This window comes from Corynebacterium tuberculostearicum (assembly GCF_022347385.1).
Taxonomy (GTDB): domain Bacteria; phylum Actinomycetota; class Actinomycetes; order Mycobacteriales; family Mycobacteriaceae; genus Corynebacterium; species Corynebacterium tuberculostearicum_M.
The window spans coordinates 62,469-84,793 of the sequence record NZ_JAKRDT010000005.1; the positions used below are offsets into that span (position 1 = coordinate 62,469).

General features: G+C 60.6%; 22 protein-coding genes. 4 read left to right on the forward strand and 18 right to left on the reverse strand.

Annotated elements, in window-relative coordinates; genetic code table 11:
* Positions 1–10 precede the first annotated feature (10 nt).
* The 11 genes from metK to pyrR all read right to left on the reverse strand — a co-directional run bounded on the left by metK (position 11) and on the right by pyrR (position 12,565).
* Positions 11–1,243, reverse strand: a complete 1,233-nt coding sequence (gene metK / locus MHK00_RS04080; protein ID WP_250410579.1) for a methionine adenosyltransferase — start codon at positions 1,241–1,243, stop codon at positions 11–13.
* A 109-nt stretch (positions 1,244–1,352) separates the two neighbouring features.
* Entirely contained in the window at positions 1,353–2,600 is a 1,248-nt protein-coding gene (gene coaBC, locus MHK00_RS04085; protein ID WP_250410580.1) for a bifunctional phosphopantothenoylcysteine decarboxylase/phosphopantothenate--cysteine ligase CoaBC, read from the reverse strand.
* 129 nt (positions 2,601–2,729) lie between these two features.
* The gene (gene rpoZ / locus MHK00_RS04090) at positions 2,730–3,032 is read right to left on the reverse strand and encodes a DNA-directed RNA polymerase subunit omega (protein ID WP_005324891.1); all 303 of its coding nucleotides are present in this window, start codon (positions 3,030–3,032) and stop codon (positions 2,730–2,732) included.
* A 40-nt stretch (positions 3,033–3,072) separates the two neighbouring features.
* Positions 3,073–3,642 carry a guanylate kinase gene (gene gmk / locus MHK00_RS04095; protein ID WP_005324892.1) on the reverse strand — a complete coding sequence of 190 codons (570 nt, stop codon included), beginning with the start codon at positions 3,640–3,642 and terminating at the stop codon, positions 3,073–3,075.
* An 8-nt stretch (positions 3,643–3,650) separates the two neighbouring features.
* On the reverse strand, positions 3,651–3,971 hold the full coding sequence (gene mihF, locus MHK00_RS04100; RefSeq protein WP_005328460.1) for an integration host factor, actinobacterial type: 321 nt from the start codon (positions 3,969–3,971) through the stop codon (positions 3,651–3,653).
* 259 nt (positions 3,972–4,230) lie between these two features.
* Positions 4,231–5,070 (reverse strand): orotidine-5'-phosphate decarboxylase, encoded by an 840-nt coding sequence (gene pyrF, locus MHK00_RS04105; protein ID WP_005324894.1) that lies wholly within the window; start codon positions 5,068–5,070, stop codon positions 4,231–4,233.
* Positions 5,054–8,395, reverse strand: coding sequence for a carbamoyl-phosphate synthase large subunit (gene carB / locus MHK00_RS04110; RefSeq protein ID WP_005324895.1), 3,342 nt, complete (start codon positions 8,393–8,395; stop codon positions 5,054–5,056). The genes pyrF and carB overlap by 17 nt, the downstream gene beginning before the upstream one ends.
* A gap of 25 nt (positions 8,396–8,420) precedes the next feature.
* The gene (gene carA, locus MHK00_RS04115; RefSeq protein ID WP_250410582.1) at positions 8,421–9,602 is read right to left on the reverse strand and encodes a glutamine-hydrolyzing carbamoyl-phosphate synthase small subunit; all 1,182 of its coding nucleotides are present in this window, start codon (positions 9,600–9,602) and stop codon (positions 8,421–8,423) included.
* 23 nt (positions 9,603–9,625) lie between these two features.
* On the reverse strand, positions 9,626–10,963 hold the full coding sequence (locus tag MHK00_RS04120; RefSeq protein WP_250410583.1) for a dihydroorotase: 1,338 nt from the start codon (positions 10,961–10,963) through the stop codon (positions 9,626–9,628).
* Positions 10,964–10,997: 34 nt separating this feature from the next.
* Positions 10,998–11,954 carry an aspartate carbamoyltransferase catalytic subunit gene (locus MHK00_RS04125; RefSeq protein WP_250410584.1) on the reverse strand — a complete coding sequence of 319 codons (957 nt, stop codon included), beginning with the start codon at positions 11,952–11,954 and terminating at the stop codon, positions 10,998–11,000.
* 2 nt (positions 11,955–11,956) lie between these two features.
* Positions 11,957–12,565: a bifunctional pyr operon transcriptional regulator/uracil phosphoribosyltransferase PyrR gene (pyrR, locus tag MHK00_RS04130; protein WP_250410585.1), complete on the reverse strand. Its 609-nt coding sequence runs from the start codon at positions 12,563–12,565 to the stop codon at positions 11,957–11,959.
* A gap of 145 nt (positions 12,566–12,710) precedes the next feature.
* On the opposite strand from pyrR, the gene MHK00_RS04135 reads away from it, so the two are divergent.
* The 3 genes from MHK00_RS04135 to MHK00_RS04145 all read left to right on the forward strand — a co-directional run bounded on the left by MHK00_RS04135 (position 12,711) and on the right by MHK00_RS04145 (position 15,131).
* Positions 12,711–14,063, forward strand: coding sequence for a TIGR01777 family oxidoreductase (locus MHK00_RS04135; RefSeq protein WP_250410587.1), 1,353 nt, complete (start codon positions 12,711–12,713; stop codon positions 14,061–14,063).
* Between the two features lie 74 nt (positions 14,064–14,137).
* Positions 14,138–14,629, forward strand: coding sequence for a YbjN domain-containing protein (locus MHK00_RS04140; RefSeq protein ID WP_250410588.1), 492 nt, complete (start codon positions 14,138–14,140; stop codon positions 14,627–14,629).
* On the forward strand, positions 14,622–15,131 hold the full coding sequence (locus MHK00_RS04145; RefSeq protein WP_250410590.1) for a YbjN domain-containing protein: 510 nt from the start codon (positions 14,622–14,624) through the stop codon (positions 15,129–15,131). The genes MHK00_RS04140 and MHK00_RS04145 overlap by 8 nt, the downstream gene beginning before the upstream one ends.
* A 218-nt stretch (positions 15,132–15,349) precedes the next feature.
* Here the strand turns inward: MHK00_RS04145 and nusB are convergent, their stop codons facing one another.
* Both nusB and efp read right to left on the reverse strand, forming a co-directional pair.
* Entirely contained in the window at positions 15,350–15,988 is a 639-nt protein-coding gene (gene nusB / locus MHK00_RS04150; RefSeq protein WP_436232067.1) for a transcription antitermination factor NusB, read from the reverse strand.
* A 38-nt stretch (positions 15,989–16,026) separates the two neighbouring features.
* Positions 16,027–16,590, reverse strand: a complete 564-nt coding sequence (gene efp / locus MHK00_RS04155; protein WP_005324919.1) for an elongation factor P — start codon at positions 16,588–16,590, stop codon at positions 16,027–16,029.
* A 253-nt stretch (positions 16,591–16,843) separates the two neighbouring features.
* On the opposite strand from efp, the gene MHK00_RS04160 reads away from it, so the two are divergent.
* A complete protein-coding gene (locus tag MHK00_RS04160; protein WP_005328481.1) occupies positions 16,844–17,740 on the forward strand; it encodes a GDSL-type esterase/lipase family protein in 897 nt (298 codons plus the stop codon).
* Here MHK00_RS04160 and MHK00_RS04165 read toward each other — a convergent pair.
* The 5 genes from MHK00_RS04165 to aroC form a co-directional block, all read right to left on the reverse strand.
* A complete protein-coding gene (locus MHK00_RS04165; RefSeq protein WP_250410594.1) occupies positions 17,737–18,843 on the reverse strand; it encodes a M24 family metallopeptidase in 1,107 nt (368 codons plus the stop codon). The genes MHK00_RS04160 and MHK00_RS04165 overlap by 4 nt on opposite strands.
* A 120-nt stretch (positions 18,844–18,963) precedes the next feature.
* Entirely contained in the window at positions 18,964–19,392 is a 429-nt protein-coding gene (gene aroQ / locus MHK00_RS04170) for a type II 3-dehydroquinate dehydratase (RefSeq protein WP_150850852.1), read from the reverse strand.
* A gap of 2 nt (positions 19,393–19,394) precedes the next feature.
* Positions 19,395–20,465 carry a 3-dehydroquinate synthase gene (aroB, locus tag MHK00_RS04175; RefSeq protein WP_250410596.1) on the reverse strand — a complete coding sequence of 357 codons (1,071 nt, stop codon included), beginning with the start codon at positions 20,463–20,465 and terminating at the stop codon, positions 19,395–19,397.
* A 65-nt stretch (positions 20,466–20,530) separates the two neighbouring features.
* Positions 20,531–21,067 carry a shikimate kinase gene (locus tag MHK00_RS04180; protein WP_250410598.1) on the reverse strand — a complete coding sequence of 179 codons (537 nt, stop codon included), beginning with the start codon at positions 21,065–21,067 and terminating at the stop codon, positions 20,531–20,533.
* Between the two features lie 3 nt (positions 21,068–21,070).
* Positions 21,071–22,282, reverse strand: a complete 1,212-nt coding sequence (gene aroC, locus MHK00_RS04185) for a chorismate synthase (protein WP_250410599.1) — start codon at positions 22,280–22,282, stop codon at positions 21,071–21,073.
* Positions 22,283–22,325: the final 43 nt, after the last annotated feature.

The following is a 22,325-nucleotide window of genomic DNA, read 5'->3' on the forward strand; positions in this document are numbered from 1 at the left end:
GGCCTCGATTCTACAGACCAGCGGCAGCACGCAATGCTTCCACTCGGTTCAACTGCTCCCACGGCAGCTCAACGTCGGTGCGGCCAAAGTGACCGTAGGCCGCAGTTTGCGCATAGATGGGGCGCAATAGGTCGAGCTCGCGAATGATAGCGGCCGGGCGCAGGTCAAATACCTGATTCACCGCAGCCTGGATATTCGCATCGCTCAGGCCTTCCTTGGCGGTACCGAAGGTCTCCACGTACAGACCCACCGGCTTGGCGCGGCCGATTGCATAAGCCACCTGGACTTCAGCGCGATCTGCCAAGCCCGCGGCGACGATATTCTTAGCCACCCAGCGCATGGCATAAGCAGCGGAACGGTCCACCTTGCTCGGGTCCTTGCCAGAGAACGCGCCGCCGCCGTGGCGAGCCATGCCGCCGTAGGTATCGACGATGATCTTGCGTCCGGTAAGTCCGGCATCGCCCATCGGTCCACCAAGGATGAAGGAACCGGACGGGTTGACCAACAAGGTCGTGTCTTCGGTGTAGTACTTCTCCAAGCCGGCGTCCTTGATAACCCATTCAAGGACCTCACTGCGCAAGGGACCTTCCAACCAAGCGCTATCAACTTCGGCATCGTGCTGCGTGGAAATCACCACGGTATCCAGGTGGGAAGGCTCATTGTCGTCGGTGTAGGCAAAGGTCACCTGGGTCTTGCCATCCGGACGGAGGTGGTCGACGATGCCTTCCTTGCGTACCTGCGTCAGGCGGCGGGACAGGCGGTGCGCCAAAGCGATGGGCAGTGGCATGTACTCAGCGGTCTCATTGGAGGCATAGCCGAACATCAGACCCTGGTCGCCTGCACCAGCGGTATCGTTTTCGGCGTCATAGTCCTCGTCATGGGCGCGGGCTTCAGTGGAGTTGTCCACTCCGGCGCCAATTTCCTGGGACTGCTCGCCGATGGCGATGTTCACGCCACAGGTGTTGCCATCAAAGCCGACTTCCGAAGAAGTAAAGCCGATGGACTTAAGGGTCTCCCGCACCAGCGCCGGAATTTCCACGTATGCCTCGGTGCGAACCTCGCCCACCACGTGGACTTGGCCGGTGGTTACCAACGTCTCAACGGCGACGCGGGATGCTGGATCCTTTTCCAGCAGGGCATCAAGGATGGCGTCAGAAATGGCGTCACAAATCTTATCGGGATGGCCTTCCGTCACGGACTCGCTGGTAAAAAGACGAGTTGCCACTGCAGCGTTATCAGTCACAAAAACTTCCTTCGTTCTCACTGTTGATTCGATGCTGTGGGTTTTCTACGCCCAAGCCTAATACCTCGCAAGCCTAGACCAAGCGGTCTATAAACGCAATTTTAGTTGTCTACCCGTGAAACATTTCATTCACGGCCGAAAGAATCTGAGCGGCAACAACCTGCTTCGAGCCATGCTCCACGCGTTGCGGCGCGGAACCCGGACGCAAAATCCACCCCTCATTGGACTTTTGGCCAAAGGTCTTTCCGCGCCCGACCTCATTGGCCATGAGCACGTCGCAGCCCTTACGCGCAAACTTTTCCTGGGCATAGTCCAAGGCGGACTTCTGGGCATCGCCAGTTTCGGCGGCGAACCCTACAATCACGCACTCGGCAGGAATTTCCGAGCGCTCGCGCGCAGCGACGAGCCCTTTGAGCACATCCGGGTTTTCCACCAGATGGAGCGTCGAGAGTGCATCGTCTGCCTGTCCCTTCTTCATCTTTGATTCGGCAACCTGCGCGGGACGGAAGTCAGAGACTGCAGCGGCCATGATCACCACATCCGCATCGCGGGACTCCTCGCGCATGGCGTCCTCCAACTCACGGGTGGAGACAATGTGCCGGAGCTCCGCGCCGCTCGGCACAGGAAGTTGTGCTGTATTACCCGCCACGAGGGTGACCTTGGACCCCATCTGGGCGGCCCATTCCGCGAGTGCAAATCCCTGCCTGCCGGAAGAACGATTACCCAAGTAGCGGACCGGATCCAGCTCTTCCTGGGTGCCGCCGGCTGATATGACAACCTTCTTGCCCTGCCAGGTGTGCTGCACTCGGTAGCCCGCCAGTTCAGTGCGGACAATCTCCGCAATCTGTTCCGGCTCCGGCAAACGACCTGGGCCAGAATCCTTGCCGGTAAGGCGGCCGTGGGCGGGCTCGATGACGGTGATACCGCGACGTCGCAAAGTAGCCACGTTGTCCTGCGTAGCGGGGTTATGCCACATTTCAGTATGCATAGCTGGGGCCACAATTACCGGGCACGTCGCGACCAATACGGTGGCCGTGAGCAGATCGTCTGCCCGGCCTGCAGCCAAGCGCGCGATAAGGTCTGCGGTGGCGGGCGCAATGACCACTGCATCCGCACGCTGTCCTACGTTGACGTGCTGCACCTCATCCACGGCCTCAAACACGCTCGTGGAGACGGGATGGCCGGATAGGGCCTCAAACGTAGCCGCGCCCACGAAGTTCAGTGCACTTTCCGTCGGGACAACGCGGACGTCATCGCCCGCTTCCTTGAGATTGCGCACGAGGTGGCACGCCTTGTAAGCGGCGATGCCGCCAGCGACGCCCAGAACAATATTGCGAGAGGTATCTTTATCAGTCACACCGCACGATGGTACCTGCCGACATAGAGAAAGGCCCCACCCGCCGCGACCAAGAGGTGCACCCCAATTCGGGGATGCACATCCGTGGCGGCGCGTGGAGCCTTAAAGCTATTACACGCTTAGTGCTAGCTACTTGCCTTCCTCGTGGTCAAGCAGGCCAGCATCAATCTCGCGCAATGCGATGGACAAAGGCTTTTCGCCTGGCTCTGGGGTAACCAGCGGGCCTACGAACTCGAAGACACCTTCATCCTGCTCTTGGTAGTAGCTATTGATCTGACGTGCGCGCTTAGCGGCAAAGATGACCAAAGCGTACTTAGAGGAAACCTTGTCCAAAAGCTCATCGATCGGGGGATCAGTAATGCCGATCGGATCATCAAATACTGGTTCCGCCTTTGCGGCTTCAGTGTTAGAAGGGGTGGTCACGTTAGTCACATGCACCTTTACATTGATTGAAGATGGTCAAAAAGGAGGTCTATGCCCGCAGGATATCACTAATGGCAGATACTGCCTCGTCCAGATCCTCGTTCACAACGACGTGATCGAACTCGTCCTGTGCGGCTAGTTCCTCATGCGCAGTTTGCAACCTACGGTCAATGACGTCTTGCGGCTCGGTACCGCGGCCGGTGAGCCGCTCCACAAGTACCTCCCATGACGGGGGCGCCAAAAAGACCAGGTCTGCCTCCGGCAGCGCTTTCTTAACACTCCGGGCACCCGCGAGATCCACCTCAACGAGTACCGGGCGGCCAGCGGCCAAAGCTTCCTCTACCGGCTGGGCGGGCGTTCCAGAGCGCTGCAATCCGCCGTGGATATCAGCCCATTCGAGCATCTCCCCGGCATCAATTCGCTCCTGGAAGGTTTCTGGGGTGACGAAGAAATAATCGACACCGTCCTGCTCCCCGGGGCGGGGCTGGCGCGTGGTCATAGACACGCTGAAGTACAGCCCCTCGACGTCACTGCGCAGACGCGAAACTACGGTGGATTTTCCCACTGCGGAAGGCCCCGCCAGAACGACGAGGCGCCCGCGTGCAGTTGCGTCAGCCATGGTTGTGACTATTCGCCGTAACCGAAACGCTCGAGGAGAGCACGACGCTGACGCTCACCCAGGCCGCGCAGACGGCGGGTCTGAGCAATCTCCAGATCCTCCATGATTTCCTTAGCCTTGACCTTGCCAACCTTCGGCAGAGCCTCGAGGAGTGCAGAAACCTTGGTCTTGCCGATGATCTCATCGGTCTCAGCCTTTTCGAGCACGTCCTTCAGGTCGGTCTCGCCGCGCTTGAGCGCAGCCTTGAGCTCGGCGCGAGCCTTGCGGGCCTCAGCGGCCTTTGCGAGAGCTTCCTTGCGCTGCTCATCAGTCAACTTTGGAAGGGCCACGGGTTTCCTCCGATTCATTAGATTGATTCTGTTACGTCTAGTACTTGGTACCAGATTACGGTTGCCTAACGCAGTTAATACACCGCGGAAAGTTATTAATAACCTTCGAGCAAACCGACTTCTGGTAATCCTAGCACTGCTCATTGAACGGTGACGATTAGCGGGTCCAAAAGCACGCCTATTTTAGCACGTCACCGCACATACCTTAAACAAAGTACCAGGTAAACGGCGCGGCTGTTAATCAGCCACGCCGCCCCTTTTAGTCCCGGAACTCCGCTGCCACCTGAGCAACTGCTTTGCGCAGGTCAGCGATGTCAGGACCTTGCTCCAGCACTGCTCGGGACACATTGGCGAATCCCAGCGATGGTCGAGCAGAAACAATGCCGTGCACCTGCTCTGGGCCGGCGCCCTGGGCGCCAACACCGGGCAGAAGAACTGGGCCATTGAGCGCATCGAGGCGCGGCGGATTGTCCAACGTAGCGCCGACGACTACGCCGACATCGCCAGGCTTGCCCGCCTTGTGCGCCTCGACATTGAACGCGGCGCACTCATCGACGACGCCCTGGGCGATAGTGCTCTCCTCGCCCACCGGGACCGACTGGATGGCACGCGCCTCCGGATTGGATGTAGCCGCCAGGACGAATACACCGCGGCCAGTTTCTTCAGCCTTGGTGAATACCGGCCCCAGGGCGCCAACGCCTAGATAGGGCGACACGGTCACAGAGTCCGCGCGCAGCAGCGAGCTATCGCCGAGCCATGCGTCTGCGTAGCCGGCCATGGTGGAGCCAATATCGCCGCGCTTGGCATCGGCAACAGTCAGGCACCCCGCTTCCCGCAGGGCAGCCAAGACGTCTTCGAGGACCGCAAAGCCCTGGGAGCCAAAGCGCTCAAAGAAAGCAACCTGTGGCTTTACCAAGGCGGCGGTATCGCTAAAGGCTTCAACGCAGCGCAGGCTAAAGGTCCGCAGACCGTCAGCGGTGGGCTCCAGCCCCCACTTGTCCAAGAGATACGGATGGGGGTCGATGCCAACGCACAGGCGCCCGCGTTCCTGGCCGGCTTCTTCTAGGCGCTCGCCAAATCCTTTAGTGCTGTGGGCCATGCTCAAGCTCCTGGAGTGCGCGTACCTGCAGGTTGCCAATGCGCATCGCTTCGATGCCCTGGACAGCCGCGGTTACACCCTGCACGGTGGTCACCAGCGGGATTTCCATGTGCACGGCGGCGGCGCGGATATCGTAGCCGTCGTGGCGGGCACCGGCGGAGCCGGCCGGGGTATTGAGAATCCAGTCGATCTCGCCGTTGAAAATCTTATCCACGATGGACTCTTCGCCTTCCTTGGCCTCAGAGACCTTGGCGGCAACCTCGCACTCGATACCGTTGCGGCGCAGCATCTGGGCGGTGCCGGCGGTAGCGACGATGTTGTAGCCCATGTTGGCCAGGCGCTGAATCGGGAAGATCAGGGTGCGCTTGTCGCGGTTGGCAACAGAAACGAAGACGGTACCCTCCGTGGGTGGTACGGCAAAGGCCGCGATTTCGCCCTTGGCATAGGCCGCGCCAAAGTTGGTAGCCAAGCCCATGACCTCACCGGTGGACTTCATCTCTGGCGAGAGCAGAGTATCGAGCAGGCTGCCATCGGGACGGCGGAAGCGGTTGAATGGCAAGACTGCTTCCTTGACGGCAATCGGGTGCTCCAGCGGCAAAGAACCACCGTCGTATTCGGAAGGAATCATGCCTTCGGCACGCAGATCCGCGATGCTCGAGCCCATCATGACGCGAGAGGCTGCCTTAGCCAGCGGTACGCCAGTGGCCTTGGAGACGAACGGCACGGTACGGGAAGCACGTGGGTTGGCCTCAATGACGTAGAGGATGTCATCCTTCAAGGCGAACTGGACGTTCATCAGGCCCTTGACGCCAATGCCCTCGGCGAGCAAGCGGGTAGACGTGCGGACCTTTTCAATGTCCTCGGGTCCGAGCGTCATCGGTGGCAGTGCACAGGAGGAGTCACCGGAGTGAATGCCGGCCTCCTCAATGTGCTCCATGACGCCGCCCAGGTAGACCTCGTTGCCGTCGCACAAAGCGTCAACGTCAATCTCGATGGCGGAATCCAGGAAGCGGTCCACCAGAACCGGGTGGTCCGGAGACAGCTCGGTGGCACGCTCGATGTAGTCTTCCAGCGCCTTTTCGTCATAGACGATTTCCATACCGCGGCCGCCCAGCACGTAGGACGGACGAACCAGTACTGGGTAACCGATGGAGGAAGCAACCTCGCGGGCCTCCGCGAAGGAGGTGGCGGTGCCGTACTCCGGAGCTGCCAATTCTGCCTCATCGAGGACCTTGCCGAATTCGCCGCGGTCCTCGGCGGAATCGATTGCTGCAGGGCTGGTGCCCACAACCGGAACGCCTGCCTCCTCCAGGCGGGCAGCGAGGCCCAGCGGAGTCTGGCCACCCAGCTGGACAATCACACCAGCAACGTCACCGGAAGCGGCCTCCGCGTGGTAGACCTCCATGACGTCCTCGAAGGTCAGCGGCTCGAAGTAGAGGCGGTCTGCGGTGTCGTAGTCGGTGGAGACGGTCTCCGGGTTGCAGTTGACCATGACGGTCTCGTAGCCCTGCTCCGAAAGCTCAAGGGCCGCGTGAACGCAGGAGTAGTCAAACTCGATGCCTTGACCGATGCGGTTAGGGCCGGAGCCCAAAATGATGACCTTGCCCTTGGAGCCTTCCGGTGCCGGGCGAACCTCGGTCTCGGCATCCGGGTCAAGCTCATAGGAGCTGTAGTGGTACGGGGTCTGGGCCTCGAACTCACCGGCACAGGTATCTACGGTCTTGTACACGGGGCGAACACCCATGCGCCAGCGCAGACTGCGTACGCCATCCTCGCCGTTGAATTCGGGGCGAAGGGCGGCAATCTGAGCGTCGGAAAGCCCAAAGACCTTGGCCTCGCGCAGCAGCTCCTCGGTGAGCACTGGGGCGTCGATAAGCTCCTGGCGGAAGGCCACCAACGTGGCCAACTCAGCGATGAACCAGGGGTCAACGCCGGAAGCCTCGTGGACCTCGTCTACAGAAGCGCCAAGGCGAAGAGCCAGCTCAATGTCGTACATGCGGCCCTCGGTCGGGCGCTCCAGATCCTTGAGCACGGCCTGCAGGTCAGTAGCACGCTCGCCCGCAAAGTACTCATCCGGCTTGGTCCAGAAGCCATTGGGCTTGTTTTCCAAAGAACGCATGACCTTGTTCAGGCCCGCGATGTAGTTACGGCCGATGCCCATGGCCTCGCCCACAGACTTCATGGTGGTAGTCAAGGTGTCATCGGCACCCGGGAACTTCTCAAAAGCAAAGCGTGGGGCCTTGACAATGACGTAGTCCAGGGTCGGCTCGAAGGCCGCCTTGGTCTCGCCGGTGATGTCGTTTTGCACCTCGTCCAAGGTGTAGCCAATGGCGAGCTTGGCGGCTAGCTTAGCAATCGGGAAACCGGTGGCCTTGGATGCCAGCGCGGAGGAACGGGACACGCGCGGGTTCATCTCGATGACGATGATGCGGCCGTCGTCCGGGTTGACCGCGAACTGGATATTACAGCCGCCAGTATCGACGCCGACCTCGCGGATGATGGCAATGCCCAAGTCACGCATCTTCTGGAACTCACGGTCAGTAAGCGTCAACGCCGGGGCGACGGTGACGGAATCGCCGGTGTGCACGCCCAGGGCATCGACGTTTTCGATGGAGGCAACGACCACGACGTTGTCATCGCCATCGCGCATAAGCTCGAGCTCGTATTCCTTCCAGCCCAGGATGGATTCCTCAATGAGCACGTTGGCCTCAGGGGATGCAGCCAAGCCGCCGCCGGCGATGCGGTCCAGGTCCTCATTATTGAAGGCCAGACCGGAGCCCAAACCACCCATGGTGAAGGAAGGACGGACAACGACGGGCAGGCCGAGCTTGTCGACGGTCTCGTGGACCTCATCCATGTTGTGGCACACAGCGGAGCGGGCGGACTCGCCGCCGATGGAGGCGACGATGTCCTTGAACTTCTGGCGGTCCTCGCCGCGCTCGATGGCGTCAATATCGGCGCCGATGAGCTCGATGCCGTACTTGTCCAGAATTCCTTGGCGGTCAAGCTGAACTGCAGCGTTCAGCGCGGTCTGGCCGCCCAGGGTAGCCAGCACGGCGTCGATGGGGTGTCCCTCTTCGCGCTCCTTGACCAGAATCTTTTCGATGTATTCCGGCTCAATGGGCTCCACGTAGGTGTGGTCCGCAAACTCAGGGTCGGTCATGATGGTGGCCGGGTTGGAGTTGACCAGCGTTACGCGCAGGCCCTCCTCCTTGAGAACGCGGCAGGCCTGGGTACCGGAGTAGTCGAACTCGCAAGCCTGGCCGATGACGATCGGGCCGGAGCCGATGACCAGGACGTGGTTGATGTCGTTGCGCTTTGGCATAGTTATTCTTCCTTTTCCTGGTTGTCTACTTATTTGGGGTGTGGTTAGCCATCAGTTCTTCAAACTGATCAAAAAGCGGGTTGGCATCGTGCGGGCCCGCCGCGGATTCTGGGTGGTACTGCACGGAGTAGGCCATGCCGTTGCGCAATGCCACGCCCTCTACAGTGTCGTCATTCAGGCAGATGTGAGTGACCTGCGCTGGGCCGAAGTCGGTGGCGAACTCGGCGTCGTCGCTGTTGAGGTCATAGCCTTCCGGCGCCTTCAGCGCGAAACCGTGGTTCTGGGAGGTGATGTCGATCTTGCCGGTCACGTTATTGCGCACCGGCACGTTGATGCCACGGTGGCCGAACTTCATCTTGTAGGTGTCCAGGCCCAGCGCGCGGCCCAGGAGCTGGTTGCCAAAGCAGATGCCGAAGAACGGAATCTTGGCTTCGAGCACCTGCTTGATGATGCCCACCATTTCGTCGGCGGTAGCCGGGTCGCCCGGGCCGTTGGAGACGAAGACGCCATCCGGGTTATAGGACTTCACCTTGTCAAAAGAGGTATTTGCGGGCACGACGACGGTTTCGATGCCGCGCTGGGAAAAGTGGCGCGGGGTTGCGGTTTTAACGCCCATGTCGAAGGCAACGACGGTGTACTTCTTCTCCCCTACGGCCTCAACCGTGTACGGCTCGTCGGTAGATACCTCCGCAGCGAGATCGGCGCCTTCCATAGAGTCCTGGGACTTAACTTCCTTGAGCAACTCCTCGACCGGGCGCTTTGCATCTTCGCCGGAGAACAGGCCGGCAGCAATGGAGCCGTAGTTGCGCAGGTGGCGAACCAAGGTGCGGGTATCAATGCCGCGGATGCCAATGACACCCTGCTTTTCCATCTCTTCGCTCAGGCTGCGCTCTGCGCGCCAGTTGGATACGCGCTGCGCGAGGTCGCGGATGACGAGGCCCGCAACCCAGATGTGGTTGCCGTGGGACTCATTGTCCTCGTCGTTCCAACCGGTATTGCCAATGTGCGGCGCTGCGGAAACCACGATCTGGCGGTGGTAAGACGGGTCCGTCATGGTCTCCTGGTAGCCGGTCATCGCCGTGGTGAATACGGCCTCGCCCAAGGTGGTGCCGGTGGCGCCAAAGCCATAACCGCGGAAGGTGCGCCCGTCCGCGAGAACGAGGATTGCTGGGGTTCTATCAGTCACGTCGTGGCCTTTCTCTGCCATATAGGTGGTCTCAGTGTGCAAGGTTAGTCTTCTTCGGAGGCTGCCAAGTCAAAAGTGACGGCACCTCGCAAAATGGTGTGGGTAACGCGGGCGCCAAATTCTTCGCCAGCGTACGGGTTGTTTTCGGACTTGGAGGCCAGCTTGGCGGAATCAGAAACCCAGTGGTGGTCTGGGTCCACAATGGTCAAGTTAGCTGGCTCGCCCTCTGCGATCGGGCGGCCATGGCCCGGCAGGCGGGTGATTTCTGCGGGGCGTTCGGACATCACACGGGCGACAAAGCGCCAATCGGCCAGGCCGGTTTCGACGAAGATCTTGGCGATGACGGCCAGGGAAGATTCCAGTCCCAACATGCCAGGGCGGGCATTTTCAAATTCCACGCACTTGTCTTCGGAGCCGTGCGGGGCGTGGTCGGTGGCAACGCAGTCAATGGTGCCGTTAAGCAGCGCCTCGCGCAGGGCCTCGGTATCGCGCTGTTCGCGCAGCGGCGGGTTGACGCGGAAGAGGCCATCGTAGGTGCGCAGCTTGTCATCGGTCATCAATAGGTGGTGCGGGGTTACCTCGGCGGTGAGAGGAATATCCTGCTCCTTTGCCCACTTCAGCAGCTCCACGGTGCCCTGCGTCGAGGCGTGGCAAATGTGCACGCGGTTGCCGTAGTCGCGCGCCAATAAGGCGTCGCGAGCCACGATGGATTCCTCCGCCACGCGCGGCCAGCCGCGCAGGCCTAGCTTGGCCGCGGTCTCGCCTTCATGGGCGGAGGCACCGCCGGTCATGCGGTCGTCCTCGGCGTGCTGCGCCAGCAGCACGTCCATGCCCTTGGCGTATTCCAAAGCACGACGCATTAGCTGCGGATCCTGGACGCACTTGCCGTCATCGGAGAACATGCGGACCTTGGCGTCCGAGCGGGCCATCATGCCGAACTCGGTGAGGGTCTTTCCTTCCAAGCCCTTGGTAATGGAGCCCACCGGATGGACATCGCACAGCGCCAGTGCTTGGGACTTGGCCCATACGGACTCAGCGATGATCGGCTGGTCGGTCACAGGGTTGGTATTAGCCATGGTGAACACGGCGGTGAAACCGCCCTTGGCGGCAGCCTTGGAGCCGGTCTCGATGGTCTCGGTATCCTCGCGACCGGGCTCGCGCAGGTGCACGTGCATATCCACCAGACCTGGCAAGAGCACGTTGCCCTGGCCGTCGATGACCTGTGCATCCTCGGCTTCTGCCGTAGCGCCGATGGTAGCGATGATGCCGTCCTTGACCACGACATCGGTGGGCTCGCCTTCGCCGTACAGGCGCACATTCTTAATCACCAGTGGGGATTCCGCCGGCGCGGAAAGGCGACCGGTTTCCGGGTAAGTAGTCATTGTCTCTCCCTAAAGTTGAGTGTGGGTCGCGGTTTTAAATGCCGGCGTTTTCGCCATTGGTCAGCAGGGTAAACAGCACCGCCATGCGGGCGTGCACACCGTTGTGTACCTGCTGTAGGACCGCAGTTTTGTCCAAATCTGCGACGCCGTAGTTAATCTCCATGCCGCGCAGCATCGGGCCGGGGTGCATGACGATGGCGTCCTTGTGCATGGCCGCCGCGCGATCCTTGGACAGGCCAAAGAGGTTGGCGTACTCGCGGTGGGAGGGGAAGAAGCCGCCATTCATGCGCTCTTGCTGGACGCGCAGCATCATGATGACGTCGGCGTCTGCGATTTCCGCATCAAAGTCATAGGACACCCGCACTGGCCAATTCTCAACCCCAAAGGGCATGAGGGTGGCTGGGCCCACGAGGGTTACCTCAGCACCAAGAGTGGTGAGCAGATCTACGTTGGAGCGCACGACGCGCGAGTGCAGGCAATCGCCCACAATCTTGACCTTCAGGCCGGCAAAGCCTTCGTCGCTGTGCAGTCCCAGGCGCTGGCGCATCGTGACGGCGTCGAGAAGCGCCTGCGTTGGGTGCTGATGCGCGCCGTCGCCCGCGTTGATCACCGAAGGTCCTTTGCCATTAGGCGCAACCCACTGGGCCAGCTGCTGCGGCGCCCCAGAGGAAGGGTGGCGCATGATGATCGCATCGGCGCCGATGGCGGCCAAGGTAAGACCGGTATCCTTCAGGGACTCGCCCTTCTTTACCGAGGAGGAGGAGGCGGATAGGTTAATGACGTCCGCGGACATCCACTTGCCGGCCGTTTCAAAGGAAGAGCGGGTGCGGGTGGAGTTTTCATAAAAGAGGGTATAGATGGTCCGGCCCCGCAGGGTCGGCAGCTTCTTTACCTCACGGCCTTCGAGGGCCTCGCGGAAGCGATCTGCTTCATCCATTAGACCGATAATTTCGCTTCGGTCCAGCTCTGCCATATCGATGAGGTGCTTCATGGTTATGCCTCCCCCGTTTCGGAGCCGGTTCCTTTAGTAGTTGCGGCGGCTCGGGTCAATACGACCGCATCCCGGCCGTCAATCTCGCTGTTGTATACGCTGACGTCTTCTTCTCGCGCGGTGGGCAGATTCTTTCCCACATAATCGGCGCGGATAGGAACCTCGCGGTGGCCGCGATCTACCAAGACGGCCAGCTGAATAATGTCCGGACGGCCCACGTCACTCAACGCGTCCAAGGCGGCGCGGATAGTGCGGCCGGAATACAGCACATCGTCGACCAAAATAACGGTGGCGTTATCGATGCCACCGGTGGGGATGGTCGTGGGTTGTAGCGCGCGATGCGGCTTACCAAGCAGGTCATCGCGATAGAGGGTGATATCGAGGGAGCCCCACGGGACTGCGACCCCGGAAAATTCTTCAATCTTGTGCGCTAGGCGCTGTGCAAGTGGCACGCCACCAGAGGGAATGCCAAGCAGAATGACCCGCGGTGCGTCCGCGGAATCGAGCGCCGTTTTTTCAATGATCTGGTGCGCGATGCGTGCAACGGTACGCGAAACATCATCGGAGCTTAAAAGCTCTAGCTTGTTCGCGGTAGCGTCAGTTCCACTCATCGTGACCTCCTTCCCCGCCTCACGGTGCGGTCTTTAAAGGATGCCGGTTGATGGTCTCAAAAATGTCTATGCTCTTAGACACAAAATACTCTAGCACCTTCCCCACCATTTGGGTGAGGGCGAAAAGAAGGAGGCACTTCACACAGTGAGTTTTTCCGCCGAACACATAGTACCCGCCCCTCGCGAGCAGGTCTGGCAATGGCATACCCGCCAAGGCGCTTTAACCCGCCTGAACGCGCCCTTTGCCTTCATGAAGCCCATCCAGCAGGCAGAGAGCCTGGGCGATGGCACCTCCATCCTGGGCCTTCCGGGCGGCCTGCGCTGGACCGCGCAGCATAAGCTTTCCCAGTACCGCGAGGGCTATGAGTTCACCGATGTGTGCGTAAACTCCCCCATTCGCAAATTCGCCGCATGGCAACACCATCACACCTTTGCGGATCACCCGGACGGCACGCTCGTTCGCGATGAAGTCACCACCCGCATCCCTTCGGCGGCGCTGGAATCGGTCTTTGCTTATCGGCAGCACCAGCTCATTGAGGATTTTTCCTTTCTCCAGCGGCTTGCCGACGCCTCCTTGAACACCCAACCACTAACCATCGCCATGACCGGCTCCCGCGGCAGCGTGGGTACAGCGCTTACCGCACAACTGCGCACCGCCGGACACACGGTGATCCAGCTCGTGCGCGGCACGGCTTCCACGGGCCAGCGCACCTGGCGGCCAGAGGATCCCGATCCCGACCTCCTGCGCGGGGTCGACGTCCTCGTCCACCTGGCAGGCGAGCCCATCTTCGGCCGCTTTAATGACGAGCACAAGGCCGCCATCCGCGACTCCCGCGTTGGCCCCACCGAGCGCCTAGCCCGTCTTGCGGGCACCACGGATTCCGTCCACACCATGGTTTGCGCCTCTGCCGTGGGCTACTACGGATCCGACCGCGGCGATGAGGTCCTCACCGAGGACTCCGCACCTGGCGAGGGCTTCCTGGCAGACGTGGTAGTCGACTGGGAGCGCGCCTGCGAGCCCGCCCGCGCCGCGGGCACCCGCGTGGTCAATATCCGTACCGGCATCGCCATGTCAGGCGGTTCCGGCCTCCTGCCGCTGCTGCGCGCCCTCTTCTCCACCGGCCTAGGCGGCCCCTTCGGCGACGGTGAGTTCTGGTTCAGCTGGGTCGCCCTCGATGATCTGACGGATGCCTACTTCCGCGCCATCGTGGACGATTCGCTGGAACGCCCGGTCAATGCGGCCTCGCCTAACCCGGTGCTCAACAAGGACTTCGTCAAAGCCCTTGGCTCTGAGCTACACCGTCCGGCATTGCTTCCCGTTCCACCCTTCGGTCCCGCAATCTTGCTGGGCAAGGAAGGCGCCCAAGAGTTGGCCTTGGCGCAACAACGCGTAAGCCCTACGGTTCTACACAACATCGGGCATACTTTCCGCTACCCCACGATCGATACTGCTCTCGCGCACGAACTTGGCGGCGAGCGTCTATGGCAGTCCCACTAACTGGATGGGAACTTAGGTAAACTGGCAAAGGTTGACCTTTATCCCCGATTAGTACATGGATTGAGACTACTTAAGTGTCTGAAGAACCAACCCTGTATCCCGATACGCCGGTAGAGCCCGTAACTCTCGAGCGCATCGGCGAGATCTTTGCATCTGAGAACCTGGAATACCGCCTCGAAGAGCAGCCAGTGAGCGAGGAAGAGAACGTGCAGATCCTGCGCACTGGTTTCTCCAATGTCGCCATCGCCATGCAGGTGCGCGATGATGTGCTCGTGGCGGATTCCGTCTGGCGCGGCAACGTGCCGTCTTCTGAGGGCCCAAGCCTGCTGATGGTGCTCAACCAGTGGAACCAGCAGCACTTCGCGCCGACCCTGCGCTTCTTTGAAGCTGCCGAGAATAACCTCGCCGTCTCGGGCGTGCGCGAGATCAACATTGCCCACGGTTTGTCCCGCAATCAGATCGGCGCCTTCGTGATGTCCACGCTGGATTCTATGCTGCAGTCCTTCGCCTTCGTGGAAGAACACTACCCACAGCTCGTGACTTGGGAGGAGCACAACCATGACTAATGCCTCTACCGAAAACAACCTGCCGGAGATTACCCTTGACCGCGTTGTCGAGGCCATGCGCAGCTTCGATATCGAATTGACCAAGATGGACAGCGATATTGAGGCAGCTACCGCCAATCTCAACGGCCTGCCCACTATGTTCGCGGTTCTTGATTCCGTGGTTATTGTCCGTTGCGATGTGCCTACCGACGCCGCCTATTCCAAGGCCGACGCCGGCCTCTTCCTCGCGGCTAACCAGATCAACTCCGTCGCCTTCGGCGCCCGCGCAGTTATCTCGGAGCACGATGACATGCTCGTGGTGCGCACCGAGCGCGATATCCCTGCCGCCGCCGGCATGACCGATGAGCAGCTGCAGGCTGCCCTGAAGTCCGCCGTGGATGGCGTCATCCGCGGCCAGGACGCCATGGTTTCTGCCGCCGAAGAGATGGCCAAGCTTGGCTCCGAGACCGCAGCCAACGCCGGATCTGGCGACGCTGCCGCAAGCGACGCCCCGCAGAGCTAAGCCGCCCTAGAATTCACTGCTCTCCCCTCTCCTTCTGCCTTAACAATGACGCAAGGGTGACGGGGAGAGTTCTTTTTGCTCTTGGCCATACTGGGCACACGGAGACGCGAGGATGAGCGTCGATTGGCACGGTCTTGGGCATGAAAATACCGCCCGCCACAGCTCTTCACCATCGAGCTGGGCGGGCGGTTTAAGTATGCGGGCCAGTCTAAACCTGACTATTCCGCAGTGGGGTCCTGCTGCGCAGAACGGTCTGCTACAGCCGAGTCATCGGCCGCGGCAGCGAAGTCCGAAGCGGTGGATGCGGAAGTATCCTCGGCCGCATCATCCGCGTTCTCGGAGTCTAGCGGCTCCTCGTCGGTCGAATCTTCGCCGTCCGTATCCGCATCGCTACCCTGGTGTTCTGCGGACATCGGGTTTTCCGCAGAACGGGATTGTGCAACGTCATCCAACACAGCGTGAATGTATGGCGCCGCTTGATCGTTGGAATACTGGGAGGCAATCTCCACGCCTTCCACGACCGCAGTAGCGGTGGGAATATCCGGGTTGAACAGCAGCTCCCATACCGACAGGCGCAGGATCGCACGGTCAACGGCCGGAATGCGGTGCAGTTCCCAGTCCTCGGCAAGGAAGCGAGAGATGGTGTCATCGATGGCATCCAGCTCTTCGGCTACGCCCTTAACAATCACCTGCGTGTATTCGGCCACAGGCGCTACCGCGTTGCGATCCTCACGTGCCAAGGCGATGCGATCCTCCACGATGGCAACGGGGTCAACGTCCCTGTTTTCTGCTTCGTAGAGGATATCGGCGGCACGACGACGTGCACGGTACCGCGCGGTGTGCCGCTTGTAGTTGATATCGCGCTTAGGGGTGTTATCAGACACAGTCAGATGCCCTAGTTGTTAACGCGGGAGAGGTACTCGCCGGTACGGGTGTCGATCTTGAGAACGTTGCCGATCTCGATGAACAGCGGAACCTGGATCTCAGCACCGGTTTCCAGGGTGGCAGGCTTGGTGCCGCCGGAAGAACGGTCGCCCTGCAGGCCAGGCTCGGTGTGCTCGACCTTAAGGTCTACGGAAATAGGCAGTTCTGCAAAGAGTGCCTCATCCTCGTAGAAGGAAACCTGAACACGCATGTTCTCCAGCAGGAAGCGAGCGGCATCGCCGAACTTCTCCGGCGGGAGCTCGTACTGCTCGAAGGTCTTTTCATCCATAACAACGTAGCTGGTGCCATCGTTGTACAGGTAGGTCATATCGCGGCGGTCCACGGTAGCGGTCTCTACCTTAACACCAGCATTCCAGGTCTTGTCCACGGTCTTACCGGAGACAACATCCTTGAGCTTGGTACGCACGAAGGCTGGGCCCTTGCCCGGCTTCACGTGCTGGAACTCAACGATCTGCATCAGTTTGTTGTCGATCTTCAGAACGAGACCGTTCTTGAAATCAGTAGTATCAGCCATTGCGGTTAAACTCCCGAAAATTGTGGACTAAAGGTTGAAAACAATGTTTAAGCCTACCGGACAACTGCCCCTTGGGGTATTACCGGTCCCCCATTTCTTCCCCACAGTTACCAGCGGAGTGACTTTCGGGGCCCGCCGCCTGCCCTAAACCATCAGACACGCGAACAATCGAAGGTTTTTATCCAGCAATAACTCGCTGTACGATAAGGCTTTGCTTAATTGATTTTTCACATACCTACCAAGGATTTTTGCGATGCCTCTCAAGAAGCTCTACGCCGCGGCTACCGCTACTGGCGCAGCCGTAGCAGCACTGTCCGCTCCGCAGGCCATGGCAGCAGACGCCCAGACCGTGATGTTCGGCGATTCTGTTTTCGCCAACCCAACCTATGGCCAAGTTGGCACGACCTCGAGCTTGTCCCCTTCGGCGGGCACTACGCTCTCGTCTGCCACCCACGGCATCGAAGACGCTCCAGGCGCACCATCCCCACAGGGCTGCCCGCAGGGTCAGAGCAACGTTGGCCGCGAGCTGGGCCGTGTTTCTGGTCAGCATGTAGCCAACTACGCATGCTCTGCGGCGAAGGCCGCCGGCCACTCGCACCGCAAGGACTTCAATGAGCAGATCAACGGAGCCATTGCTAATAATGATCTCAATGGCCAAACGAAAAACGTTTTGATTCAATTCGGCGCTAATGACTTCCAGGAAATCGTGCGCCCATCGCTTTCTTCTTCCAACCCTTACTACGACGGCATGAAGAATTCGATCCAGCGGGTCCGCCACGCTGCCCCGAATGCCCACATCACCGTTGTAGGCTATCCCGCCATCTCCGCCCGCAATGGCGCGGTTTGCCCGCTGCGTACCTCCGCACCGGGTTCCTCTGAAGCCGGTTTCAACATGGACTACGCGGGCTTGGTTCGCACCGGCGAGGACCAGGTTAATAGCGCCATGTACAAGGCAGCCCGCGCAAACGGCGTGCAGTACTACGACCTACGCGCCGATTCCATTGATCACGGCATGTGCGCGCCGGACAGCACCCGCTGGGTTTCCGGCAAGTGGGAGTACTCCGTACCGCACAACCTCTTCAATCACCTCACGCACCTGGGCAACCGTAATGTCGCCCAGCTGCTTAACTCTAAGGTTCTGGCCCACTAGGCGGGCAGTTCAGTAAACTCCTTCGTCGCGGCGGTGATGATCTTCGGGGCGCCATCGGTGATGATGAGGGTATCTTCGATGCGCACGCCGCCCTTGCCTGGCACATAGATGCCCGGCTCGATGGTCAGGGTCATGCCGGCGGCGAGTTCGCCCTTACCGGTCTGTGCCGCGGATGGAGCCTCATGGACGTCTAGGCCCACGCCGTGGCCCGTCGAGTGCACAAAGTAGTCGCCATAGCCGGCGGCGGAGATGACATCGCGGCAGGCGGCGTCGACGTCGGCAAGCTTAGCGCCCGGCACCGACGCTGCCACGCCTGCCTTTTGGGCGCGGAGCACCACATCATAGATTTCCTTGGCAAAGTCATTCGCCGTACCCACGACGTAGGTGCGGGTGCAGTCGGAGTTGAATCCGCGCAGGTGGGCACCGAAATCGATGGTCACTAGGTCACCGTCCTCGATGACCCGGTCATCGGCACCATGGTGCGGCATCGCCGAGTTCGGGCCGGACGCAACGATGGTATCGAAGCTCACTCGCTCCGAGCCGAGCATGCGCATCCGGTGTTCCAAATCGGCAGCCACCTGGCGCTCGGTGCGGCCGGCACGCAACTCACCGGCAGCGAGCAGATCCTCCAGCGCCTGATTAGCCAGCGCAGCAATCTCTTCCAGCTTCTCTAGCTCGAGCGAATCCTTGACCAAGCGAATTTTTTCAATGACCCCAGCGATAGGGACCAAGGTGACCGACTCCGGGGCGGACTCTTCTAGGTCTTTTAGCTCAGAGACCGAGAGGTAGTCGGCTTCAAAACCGACTCGAACCGGACCCTCGACATCGGCAAATTGCTGCAGGAGCACCTTTCCTACCGCGCGGCCTTGGATAGCCTCCAGATCGGGGACCTCGCGGGCGATCTGCGTGGTGTACCGGCCGTCGGTAGCGACCTGCGCGGTAAGGTCCTTGCGCAAAAGTAGCCCGCCATTCGAGCCGGAGAATCCCGACAGATAGCGCACGTGCGTGAGGTGGGTGACCAGAACGGCATCGATGCGCTGGCCGGCTAGTTCCGCGGCAAGCTTGCGGCGCCGGTCACTAAAACGGGTATCTGCCAAAGCCATGATTTCATCCTTCTGGGTCGACTGCGGTGTAGAAAGTATCCACCCAGTATATCGACCCTGCCCCCGCAGTTGGACGGATTTCTTTCTAGCCGGCTGCCGCTCAGCCCGTTCGTGGGGTGCCTATTGGCAGAGGTAGTCCACTGCCGCCACGTAGCCGAAGACCCCCAACCCGGCGATGACGCCGCGGGCGATTGGGCTGAGATAGGAATGATGCCGGAAGGGCTCGCGCGCATGCACATTAGAGATATGCACCTCTACGAATCCGGCGCCATCGGCTACCTCTGCCAGGGCATCCCGCAGGGCCACTGAGGTATGGGTAAAACCGCCGGGGTTGATGATTACCGGGTGGCCCGCATCCGCGGCGGCATGCACCTTCTCAATGAGCTCGCCCTCATGGTTGGACTGGAAGCACTCTACCTCTGCACCGTGCGCGGCGGCGCGCGAGGCAATCATGTGCTCGACATCAGCCAAGGTGGTCGAGCCGTAGACATCCGGCTGGCGTTTTCCCAAGCGGTTCAAGTTCGGGCCGTTGAGGACAATAATCTTCATTTCTACTCCGAAATCGCGGCGTAGGCCGCCTCTAGCTCTTCCGTACTGGGGCCTTCGAGGCGGGTGGTCTCGCCCACCCCGGTCAAGGCTACAAACCGGATCTTTCCGTCGCGATTCTTCTTATCGTGGGTCATTGCCTCATACAGGTCCGCGAACTGGCCCGGCCTATACGTGGTCGGGAGCCCAATACTGTGCAGGATTCTGCGGTGCTTTTCCACGAGTTCCGCGTCAATGAGGCCGCGCGCATGCGCCAGGTGGGCGATAAACATCATGCCCACCGCCACCGCGTTGCCATGGCGCCACTGATACTGTTCATGGCGCTCCACCGCATGGCCAAAGGTATGACCGTAATTGAGCGTTTCCCGCAGGCCCGATTCCTTGAGGTCCTCGCCCACCACCGCGGCCTTTACCGCGATGGAGCGCTCAATCAATTCTGGAAGATAGCCCTGCGGGTCCACGCATGCGCCGGGGTCACTGTCATAGCGCTCAAGGATCACCGGGTCATGGATGAATCCGGTTTTGATGATTTCTGCCGAGCCAGCAATGATCTCCGCCGCACGCAGGGTATCGAGGCGCTCGAGATCCACAAACACAGAATCTGGCTCGTGGAAGGCGCCAACGAGGTTCTTGCCGGCCGCGGTATTGATGCCGGTTTTGCCGCCGACGGCCGCGTCAACCATGGCCAATAGCGTGGTAGGCACCTGAATGACCTTGATGCCGCGCATCCACCCGGCCGCAGCGAACCCCGCCAAATCGGTGGTGGCGCCACCGCCGAGGCCGATGATGGCGTCACGGCGGTTAAAGCCCTTCTCCCCCAGCTGATCCCATACGCTACCGATGACGCTGAGCTGCTTGGCGGCCTCGGCATCGGGGACGTCGATAAGCGTAGGCTCCACCCCCTCAGCGGCGACGAGTTCCGCTAAGCGCTCGGCCGCGGCACGCAGCGGCGGCTGGCAGATAATGCCCGCCTGGCCTGCACCAATCTGCGCGCAGCGCTGCGCGATGTCCCGGTTGAGATCGGCACCAATGCGAACTTCATAGGGCTGTGGTCCATTAACGGCAATGCTGGGCATGATGGTCCTTTCCGTTCGCCGCCAAGCCAGCATGGCGAGGAACTAGTGGTAGCGCTGCGGAGAATCTACAGGGTATCGAGGAAGCCGAGAATATCGCCTACTACCTGCTGTGGGGTCCGGGCATCGGTGCGTACCCGGTAATCGGCCACCTCTTGGTAATAGGGGCGCCGCGCCTCCACAAGGTTGCGGTAGTGCTCAAGGGGATCTGCGGCTGCGAGAACCGGCCGATTGCTATCCCCGGACGTCCGCCGTGCACCTTCTTCAGGGGAAATATCCAAAAAGATGACGGTATGGCGCTCCAGCAGCTCACGGGTGGCGTCCGTCAGCACTGCCCCGCCGCCGAGGCTAACGACTCCACCAGTGCGCAGCGCCGCAGCAACGTGCTCGGCTTCAAGCACACGAAAGTCTGGTTCACCCAGCTCGCTAAAAACTTCTCCGCACGGCTTATCCTTAGCCTGCTCAATAAGGTGATCCGAATCCACCAGTTCGCAGCTCAAGGCGTGGGAAAGGCGGCGGCCAATGGTGGATTTACCCGCACCTGGCGGGCCAACCAAAACAACACGTGGACGGGGCAGGCCCGTAACGGCGGTTGGGGTGGTCATAACTTACTCCTGGTCAAAAGCAAGGCGGTCCGAAACGTATTTATCATACGTGGCGATGGCTGCAGAGGTTTCTTCGAGGCTATCGCCACCGAATTTTTCTAGCACGGCGCGCGCAAGGACGAGGGCAACCATTGCTTCTGCCACCACGCCCGCCGCCGGTACCGCGCACACATCGGAGCGCTGGTGAATGGCAGTAGCTGCAGCGCCGGACTCCATATCAATAGTGCGCAAGGCACGCGGAACGGTAGAAATCGGCTTCATCGCCGCCCGCACGCGCAGCTGCTGACCGTTCGTCATGCCGCCTTCGAGTCCGCCTGCACGGTTGCTAAGGCGGGATACGCCTTCTTCGGTTCGCACCATCTCATCGTGGGCAGCGGAACCGCGACGACGGGCCTCGGCAAAACCATCGCCAATTTCCACGCCCTTGATAGCCTGGATACCCATCAATGCGCTGGCCAATTGGGCATCCAAGCGGTCATCGCCGGAAATATGCGAGCCCAGGCCGATAGGCAGGCCATCGACCACAACCTCAACGATGCCGCCCAATGTATCGCCCTGCTTCTTTGCGGCCTCAATCTCCGCGATCATGGAGGCTTCAGCCGCCTTATCGCAGGCGCGGACCGGCGAGGCATCGATAGCCTCGATGTCCGCGAACGCTGGCGCAGGCCCCTCATAAGGCTCGGAAGCGCCAATGGAAATCACGTGGGAGAGAACCTCGACGCCGAGGGTCTCGCGCAGGAAATTGCGCGCAACGGTAGCTGCGGCCACTCGCGCCGCCGTCTCACGCGCAGAGGATCGCTCGAGGATGGGGCGTGCTTCCCTGTGGCGGTACTTCACCATTCCGGCAAAGTCCGCGTGCCCTGGGCGCGGCCTCGTCAAGGCGGCACCGCGGCCGGAGTTCATCGCCTTGATGGTTTCTTCATCGTCCATATCCAGCGGATCGGCCGACATGATGGTGGTCCACTTGGGCCACTCCGTATTGCCAATCATGATGGCGATGGGACTACCCAAGGTAAGCCCGTGGCGGACTCCACCCAGCACGGTGACCTCATCAGCCTCAAACTTCATACGGGCACCGCGGCCATAGCCTAGGCGGCGCCGGGAAAGCTGATGGGAAATATCGGCGCGGGTAATAGGAACCCCAGCGGGCATATGCTCCAGCATCGAAATAAGAGCTTGGCCGTGGGATTCACCTGCAGTAGTCCAACGAAGCATGCGGGTATTATCGCACGGCCTGGCCAATCCAGTACCAACTTGG